Here is a 7,595-nt window from a genome sequence, read left to right as displayed (position 1 = left end):
GACAACACCAAGCCCGAATCAGCCACTACAAACGACGCGGTCACACACCACCCGAAGCTGCCCACCCGTCACGACAAAGACCGTTGCAGTACTAGCCCGCGGCGAGCAGTGCGCCGGCGAACTCGCCGATCATGACGGTGGTCGCGTGCGGGTACGTGCTGACGATCTCGGGCATCACCGACGCGTCGGCGATCCGCAGTCCCTCGACGCCGTGGACACGCAGCTGAGCGTCGACGACCGGCCCCATGGCACAGGTGCCGACCGGGTGGAGGTAGGGCATCGCGGCGTCGCGCAGGAAGGCCACCTTCTCGGACCGCGTCGCCCCCGGCTCGGGCACCACCTGGCGCCCGGCGATCCTTCGGAAGCCCGGCCGGGACGCCAGGTCGAGGCCGATGTCCACGCCGCGCAGCAGCGCGGTCGCATCGGCCTCGACCTCCAGCATGTTCGGCTGGACGCGGACCTCGCCGTCACAGTCCAGCCACAGCCTGCCGCGGCTGCGGGGCCTCGACAGCCCCGGAACGATACAGAAGCCGTCGGGCGGCACCGCACACCGCGCAGCGATCTCGGCTGAGACATATGGCACCTGCATCGCCACGAACATCAGGTCCGGCCGGTCCACGCCGGGGTCGCTGCGCCAGAAGGCGACGCTGCCCTCCAGGTTGTTGTTGGGGGCCGGCAGCTCCATGGCCGGCTCGAGGCACAGGCCGGCCAGCAGCGGGTGCTCCTGAAGATTTTCGCCGACACCGGGCAGGTCGGTGTGCACGCCGACACCGGCCCGGGCCAGGTCGGCGGCGGGGCCGATGCCGGACCGCAGCAGCAGCCCGGGGGTGTCGATCGCCCCGGCGCTGAGGATCACCGCGGAGTCCGCGCGCGCTTCGGCCGGTTTGCCGCCCAGGGCGTACCGCACGCCCAGGCAGCGGCCGCCGGTCAGTACGAGCTCCCGGGCGGTCGCGCCCGTCAGGACCGTCAGCCGCTCCTCATGCAGGACCGGGCCCATGTAGGCGTCCCAGGGGTTGACCCGGCGGCCGTCGCGGACGTTCATGGTGGTCGGGCCGACGCCCTCCGGCTCCTCCGGCGAGACGTCGTCCAGGTAGGGCATGCCGAGCGACATGCCGGCCTCGATCAGCGCCGAGGCGACCGGGTGCAGGTCCTTCGCGCGCTCGACACGCACGGGACCGCCGGCGCCCCGCAGGCGGCTCTCCCCGTCCTCCCAGTCCTCGCTCCGCCGGAACAGGGGCAGCACGGACTCGAAGTCCCATCCGGTGTGCCCGGCCCCCGCCCAGGCGTCATAGTCAGCTCGGTGCCCCCGGGTCCACAGGAGCGCGTTGACGGCGCCGGAGCCGCCCAGCACCTTGCCCCGGGAGAGAAGGTGCGGTCGGTCGTGCGTGGCCGGGTGAGGCTCGTAGCGGTACCCGTAGTCGAAGGCCGAGCCGATGTTCTCCACCCAGCGCGCCGGGTCGTGCAGGCTCGGCGCGGGAACGACGGGCCCGCCGCCCTCCAGCACCAGAACGGTGGCCCCGGTGTCCTCGACCAGGCGCCGTGCCACGGCGCTGCCGGCCGAACCACCACCCACGACCGCGTAGTCGAAGCTCGCCGCAGCGTGACTCATCGTGCCTCCCGTCCGGGAGTCCGGCACGTGGGGTCGAACGGGTTGCGCCGTGTTTCCCAGGGTGTTGTGTCAGCGTAGCCGCGGGCGGACCACCACGCACGAAGGTCAAGCTTGCGGGATCGACACCCCCATCATCTGCGCTATTTCAATTGATCGCGACTGGACATGTCCGGGAGTTGTATAAGGGCCTTCGTAAGTCGCAATACCTTTCGCGTTCCGCTCCCAGAGATCGTCATCCGATCCAAAAATCAGGATCGGCCAGGTCCGCCTAGCGTAAACAGAGGCTACTTTTCCGATGCCCAATATTCTACGCCCCTTCGCCAGCGCCAACTCCTTCGCGGTTAGGCCTCTCCGCCATTCATCCATCATGTAATTAAGGAGGCAGATGATAACGTGGCTGCAGTTCCAGTGAGTCAAACAGTAGGCACGATCCGCCATATGGTGAGACCTGTCGAGCAGCGCTGTCGTCGGCACAGCGGGGAAATCGATCAGCCAGTCGGCCGGCCTCCCCTGAATTTGTTGATCGTCATCAGGATGGTCCACTAACAGAGGGCTAAAATGGACCGGATCTGTCAGCATGCGCTTCCCGGTCAGTATCGGGCGTTCAGATGACGCCGGGACGATCGGGGCACCTGGATACACACTTATGTACACTCCCTGCCCGAGAAGCAGGGCGGCGTGTCCTACACGCAGAAGCTCCGGATATAGATTGATCTCTATTTTCCTGACCGCTCGATAGGAACGTATCCCGTCGAGGGGCCCTTTGGCGGGATTCCCACTAACCGACGGATACCAGACCAGCACTCTCATCGTTGACTCAAATCCACCCACGCCTGCACCTAAGCCGTTATGAGGACGGTAGCGATTGCAACTATCAATGCGGCCAGTCCTGTCGCCGTGGCGATCAGCGTTAGCCGCTCCATCCGAGCTTCTCGGACGGACGCTTCTCGCCGCGTGATCTCCTCTCGATAGAAGAGAGCTATCTCGCGCTGATGCGACCATTGCAGTGTTCCCAGCAGATCTTTGACCCTGCCAGCCAATTCCGCATTGGCAGCCAACCATTCAGCACTCACCGCATCGTCGAGATTCTTCGTCAGGGCCAGGTCGTGCAATATCTTGATTTCATCGTCGGTCAGCGAATTGAGCTGGGAAAAAGTTGGATAGCCGGGAGTTCCTTTGAAGACGATCTCCTCACCGATCGCAGTCGCCTTGTCGTTACTGATTTGCACTGTTGCGTCCTTCCCGCGGATAGGCGGACCTCCCGTGGATACGTCTCTCCAGGGATTCCAGCCTCTCCCCTGAGCAGCCATCGCGTATATGCCCACAACCGAGATGTCATGCACGGGAGGCTGCCGTTCCAACTGATCGCGTACAGAAGGACATGCAACGGATGCAGCCACTCAGCGTTCGTGAAGCCGAGATGGCTGACACGCACAGGCCGTCTGGTGCGTGGTCGCCAAGCCCATCCCCTAGTCTGTGGCCCTGCAAGCGTGGACCACGGACCAGCCGTACCCGAAGCGTCCGACTGCCCGCGCATCGCGAGACGTTGACCTTCACGCACTGCCGCGCCAACCTCCCCACGGGGCGACAAGAATCCGTCAGTACGTCCATAGGTAAGCGGCGTCTACGTCGTAGGTCGTATACGCCCCCAGGCGCAGGGGTTCAAAGAGCGGGTGACAGGAGATGGGGATCGCGTCCCTGAAGACGCTTCGCGGGTCCGATTTCACCACGGCCCCGGCCTCACCATGCCTGATGGTCCAACATCACGATCAAGAATCCTCGGTCCAGTGAAATCCCCGGTGGGGTCGCCGACGGAAGGGGTCAGCCTCGTAGGTGCGGATGAACGACGGCCTTCCTCTGATGCTCCCGCTCTGTGACCGTGTTAGCCCTAAAGCCGTTGCGAACTTCCCGCGAGGTCGCAAAGCGGAATTTTATCTTCCTGTACCGAGAGGGGCCCCTCTCAGATTTGTCTACAGCAGGGCTACCTCAACCTGGCGCTTGCCATTGTCGGTGGGGAGCAATGAAGGTATCTTCCGTACCGGGAGCCACGTGCGTTCGCGGCCGGCGTCGTACTGCGACGTGCTATTGGTCGTTCGGGAGATTCTGGGGGGACAATGCCTAACGAACTGTTCGACTTCGACGAGTTTTCACGCCAGGTAGCGGAGGCTTTTGATACTGCACTCGAAACAATCGGCAAATTCAATCTTGCAGTTTTCGGCGACTCCGGCGTTGGCAAGAGTACCCTCGTCAACGCGGTCTTCGGTATCGAACTCGCGGGAACCGGGATCGGAAATCATCAGACCACGAACGTGCGTCTATACCGTAAGAATGAGGACGATCTACTGGGCATTTATGACACCCCCGGCTTCGAGATTGGCCAAGGAGACCTGTCCATGCTCATCTCAGAGGTTAAGGGTATCGTGGAGCGCTCTCGCCAGGGGCCTCTCGCCGCGCGAATACACGCAGTATGGTTCGTCGTAAATCACCACAGCACACGTTTCTTGGACTCCCACGCGGATGCGGTTCGAGCCCTACACGATCTAGGCCTCCCAGTCTTCATCGTACTAACTCGAGTATCGAAACTCGGCGACCGAATCGACCCTGCCGCTCTGACTTTGATGCAGCACATTACGGAGAGGGGACTCCCTATCGCCGGACGAAAAATATTTCTGGTCAACTCTGTCGAAACGGTCGAGCTCAGCGGAACAATATATCCCGTTCACGGACTCCAGGAACTTCTCGACGCAACTGTCGAAACCATCCCAGAAGCTGTACGAACCGCGGCCATCGCCGCACAGAGACTCGACTTCAGCCGTCAGCGCGTCCTCTCTGAACGCGCGATTAAAGTGGCAGTGGGTGCGGCCTTCGGAACTCAATTGATGCCGATCGGTGTTGACATGGCGGGATTCACACTCGCCCTCGCTGGGATGATGGCTACGATCAGCGTCCTCTACGGTGTACCCGTGGACAAAGCGGCTCTGATAAATCTGTCCTGGAAGGTATTTCTCGGCGGCAACGCAGCCAAGCAAGGAGCCGGCTGGCTTGCCGAAGAGGTGGCCAGGCGATCTGCCGAGAAAGCTGCGAAGAAGGCTGGCCAGGCTGCGGCCAAGCAGGGGGCCAAGCTCATCCCAGGCGTCAATCTTGTAGTCGCGGCCGTTAGCACGGCCGTCGCCGCGCCTATGATGTGGGCTGTGGGCCGCTCTTGGATGGAGGTTTGCGAATATATGCGGACCCATCCGGAAGAGGTCGTAAACGAGCGGGAATCGAGCTACATCGAACTATTTCTGAAGTGCTACCGGGAACGCATGACGGATCGTCGGCCGACCTGGTTGTCGCGATTCAAGCGAGACTGACATTGTCATTTTATATCGATCAGTCGAATCGGACTTCAGCAGCTTGATCCGCCGACGTGCCTCCCGCAGTTCCGCGCTCTCCCGGCTGGTCACCCCAGGCTTGGCACCTTCATCGATGTCCGCCCGGCGCATCCACTTCTACAGCTGCATCGGGACCCCGAAGTCGGTCGCCACCTGCTCGACCGTCACACCCGGAACGCGGTTCCTCGCGCCCCGCACGACATCCTCGCGGAACTCTTCGGGATAGGGTTTGGGCACAGCGACATCCTTCCCACCCGCCCCACAGGGCAAGCCAGATCAGATGACCTGCCCCATCTTGCTTCGAGCACGCGAACGTTACCAACCCGCCTTCGTGTCTCCCGCAATTGGTTGACGACCGGGCCAGCCTGAGCGTCGTCCATGGCCACAGACGCGTAGACCAGGTAGCGGTTGCCGTTGATGAGATGTTCGCCGTCCCAACCGGACTCGTCGCAGGCGACCCATCGTGCCTCATTGGTATCTGCCGTGGGGGAGGGGTGGCTGTAGGCGGTGTCAGGGAGCGACATGCTCGTGCTGCGCCTTCCTGTGCGGCTCGGCCAGCGCTGCGTATCGAATCGGACTGCCCCGGTGCGGGCCGGGGGCCGACCACCAGCCATCATCCTCACCGAGACCAGCAGTCGGCTTCGAATGAAGGACCCGCTGGTGAAATCGCTGAGGGTGGTTCAGCGCTCGCGGATCCACCAGATGACCGCGCTGGCCGCGGCCGCGCCGAGGGATCGTGCGGCGCCCTTGCTCGCTTCCAGCGCCAGCAGGCGCCGGTCGGCGGTGACCCGGGGCCGGCGGTGCACCTTGTTTCCGGGCTGCGGCGGCGTGATTGGGGCGGTGGTGCCGGACATACTTCTCCTCTTCGGGCAGCTTTCGGGCAGCGCAGGACTGACCGCGTGTGCGTGTTCTGCTGTGTTGATCGGGCAGTTGTGCCTTCATTTCGACCATAGACGCGGGTCAGTTCGTCTGGGGTGGCGGTATGCCAGGCGCCACTTGAAGGGTTCGAGTTCAGTGAAGTCGATCTCGTCCGGTTACAGACCCGCGCAGTGCAGGAACTCCAGCCCAACCCGAGGATCGTGCCGTCGACGCGAACGCGTCGGCTGCCGGCATCACACGGTGACGCGGCATCTGCGCCGGACAGAATGCCCCGGGCTGGCGAGAGGCGCATGCTGGTAATGGCCCTGTGCACTCGGCAGCACTGCTCCCTTGGGGGCAGGTCGCCCTGGTCAGTCAACTCGTTGCGCAGGTGGCGGCATCTGCACGAGACAGGAGCGTGGAGCGATGGACGTGCAAGCGAATACCTACGCCCCGGATGAGACAGCCTTGCTGATCATCGACCCGTACAACGACTTCCTGTCGGATGGCGGGAAGCTGTGGCCTGCCGCCAAAGAGGTTGCCGAAGGCATCGGCCTGCTCGACAACATGCGCGCCATGCTCGGCGCCGCACGTGACCTGGGTTTTTGCGTCTTTATCGTGCCTCACCATCAGACGACACCTGACGATTACCGCACTTGGGACCACCTGTCCCCCACTCAACAGCGCGTTGTGAAGGGGCAGACTTTCGCCGCCGGGAGTTGGGGAGCCAAGTGGCACCCCGACTTCGTGCCGCGCGAGAATGAGCTGGTCATGCGGCAGCACTGGGCCTCCAGCGGCTTCGCCAACACTGACCTGGACATGCTGCTCAAACAGCACCGCGTACAGAAGATCATTATCATCGGGATGAAGGCCAACACCTGCGTCGACACCACCGCGCGCTTCGGCCAGGAACTCGGCTATCACGTCACGCTCATCCGTGACGCCATCGGTGCCTTCAACTGGGACGAGATGAAGGCGACGTTCGACATCAACGCTCCCGCCTATGCTCACGCCATTTTCACTACCGACGAATTCCTGACGATCGTGGGTAAGCTTCCTCAGGCGATGGCCATGTGATCATTCGGTTGCGTCCCGACGGGTGCTTAGCGCATGACGCGGATCGCACGCGGGTTCCACCAGTAGGTGCGCCAGTACACGACCGGCCAGTCGTCGCCCTCCAGGAACGTCATCTTCACCTGCACCGCATGTCGACCGTCCCGGTAGCGGATCGTGTGCCAGACCCGGCCGTCATGCCACCGGCCTCCGACGCGCACCTGCACTCGTGGCTGCTGCCCCGGTTCGTACCCCCGGTACGTCGGCACCTGGTCCGGCGGCACGCCGCCCGGGTGGACACGGACAGCGTCGCCGTCGACCAGTGCGTGCTCGACCGGGCTGGTCGCCATCCCCGATGCCCTGATCTCGCAGAGGTCCAGGTCCCACCAGAACCACGCGGTCCGTCGGCCGTCAGACAGCGCGGGCCACAAGGTCAAGTGCACGGCCTCCCGGTCGTCGGCGTACCGGCGGAGCTCCCGCCCCCGGACGCGGCAACGTCGTACCCGCCCGAGCGGCAGTGGCGCGTGGGGCTGCCCATCGCCGGCCGCGAGCACTGCGCCCGGGGGGGCGTCCACGCGCATGCTGCCGACCCGTAGTAATCGGTCATAAGAGCTCGTAACACGATCTTGCTCAGTCGCCGGCTTCGAAGTCGAGTCGCTGGGCGTCGTCAGGGAGCCAGGGGGCCGGGGGGCCGTTGCGCC

7 protein-coding genes are annotated in these 7,595 nt (G+C 63.7%); 2 read left to right on the top strand and 5 right to left on the bottom strand.

Features of this window, described 5'->3' with window-relative positions:
* Positions 1–91: 91 nt before the first annotated feature.
* The 3 genes from ACIP64_RS41345 to ACIP64_RS41335 all read right to left on the bottom strand — a co-directional run bounded on the left by ACIP64_RS41345 (position 92) and on the right by ACIP64_RS41335 (position 2,838).
* Positions 92–1,609 (bottom strand): GMC family oxidoreductase, encoded by a 1,518-nt coding sequence (locus ACIP64_RS41345; protein WP_401598010.1) that lies wholly within the window; start codon positions 1,607–1,609, stop codon positions 92–94.
* A gap of 105 nt (positions 1,610–1,714) precedes the next feature.
* Positions 1,715–2,419, bottom strand: a complete 705-nt coding sequence (locus ACIP64_RS41340; protein ID WP_401598007.1) for a hypothetical protein — start codon at positions 2,417–2,419, stop codon at positions 1,715–1,717.
* Between the two features lie 29 nt (positions 2,420–2,448).
* Positions 2,449–2,838: a hypothetical protein gene (locus ACIP64_RS41335; protein WP_401598004.1), complete on the bottom strand. Its 390-nt coding sequence runs from the start codon at positions 2,836–2,838 to the stop codon at positions 2,449–2,451.
* A gap of 885 nt (positions 2,839–3,723) precedes the next feature.
* On the opposite strand from ACIP64_RS41335, the gene rsgA reads away from it, so the two are divergent.
* Positions 3,724–4,962: a GTPase RsgA gene (gene rsgA / locus ACIP64_RS41330; protein WP_401598001.1), complete on the top strand. Its 1,239-nt coding sequence runs from the start codon at positions 3,724–3,726 to the stop codon at positions 4,960–4,962.
* 701 nt (positions 4,963–5,663) lie between these two features.
* On the opposite strand, the gene ACIP64_RS41325 is transcribed toward rsgA, so the two are convergent.
* Positions 5,664–5,837 carry a hypothetical protein gene (locus ACIP64_RS41325; RefSeq protein WP_401598000.1) on the bottom strand — a complete coding sequence of 58 codons (174 nt, stop codon included), beginning with the start codon at positions 5,835–5,837 and terminating at the stop codon, positions 5,664–5,666.
* Between the two features lie 430 nt (positions 5,838–6,267).
* Here ACIP64_RS41325 and ACIP64_RS41320 point away from each other — a divergent pair, with 430 nt between their 5' ends.
* Positions 6,268–6,918: a cysteine hydrolase family protein gene (locus ACIP64_RS41320; RefSeq protein ID WP_401597997.1), complete on the top strand. Its 651-nt coding sequence runs from the start codon at positions 6,268–6,270 to the stop codon at positions 6,916–6,918.
* Between the two features lie 26 nt (positions 6,919–6,944).
* Here the strand turns inward: ACIP64_RS41320 and ACIP64_RS41315 are convergent, their stop codons facing one another.
* Positions 6,945–7,331 (bottom strand): hypothetical protein, encoded by a 387-nt coding sequence (locus ACIP64_RS41315; RefSeq protein WP_401597994.1) that lies wholly within the window; start codon positions 7,329–7,331, stop codon positions 6,945–6,947.
* Positions 7,332–7,595 lie beyond the last annotated feature (264 nt).

Origin of the sequence: Streptomyces sp. NPDC088733, from assembly GCF_044751185.1 — a bacterium.
Taxonomy (GTDB): domain Bacteria; phylum Actinomycetota; class Actinomycetes; order Streptomycetales; family Streptomycetaceae; genus Actinacidiphila.
This window is presented reverse-complemented; position numbering and strand designations above follow the sequence as displayed.